The sequence below is a fragment of the Pseudoalteromonas sp. S3776 genome (assembly GCF_005886915.1).
Taxonomy (GTDB): Bacteria; Pseudomonadota; Gammaproteobacteria; order Enterobacterales; family Alteromonadaceae; genus Pseudoalteromonas.
In genome coordinates this window covers 1-429 of the sequence record NZ_PNCU01000251.1, presented here as the reverse complement: position 1 = coordinate 429, position 429 = coordinate 1, and the positions used below count along the sequence as shown (strand labels likewise).

The following is a 429-nucleotide window of genomic DNA, read 5'->3' as shown; positions in this document are numbered from 1 at the left end:
TGCCGATTGTGGTGGATGTCAGAACACCAGAAGATTACGCAAAATGGCTGACTGAAAAGAAAGAAGCGGCTGCTAAAGAGAGAGAACTGACCAGCAAGGACTGGACGATGGTTGAGCTGATGGAGCGCGGTAAGAAGACTTACGAGAAAGTCTGTGCGGCCTGCCACCAGGTTAACGGTGAAGGTATGCCACCGATTTTCCCTGCTCTCAAGGGCTCGAAAATGGCTGTCGAGAAAGATCAGATCAAGGCACATATCGATATTGTGGTGAACGGTAAGAAAGGCACAGCTATGCAGGCCTTTGCTGCTCAGTTAAGTGAAGTCGATATTGCGGCTGTTATTACCTACGAAAGAAACGCCTGGGGTAATAATACCGGTGATCTCATCACGCCCAAGCAGATTCTGGAATACAAGCAAACCGGCAAATATA

Annotated in this window: 1 protein-coding gene; it reads left to right on the top strand. The window is 48.3% G+C overall.

What is annotated here, in order from left to right:
- Positions 1-429, top strand: a 429-nt coding sequence (locus tag CWC16_RS19795; protein ID WP_138542719.1) for a c-type cytochrome, incomplete at both ends; no start/stop codon positions are given.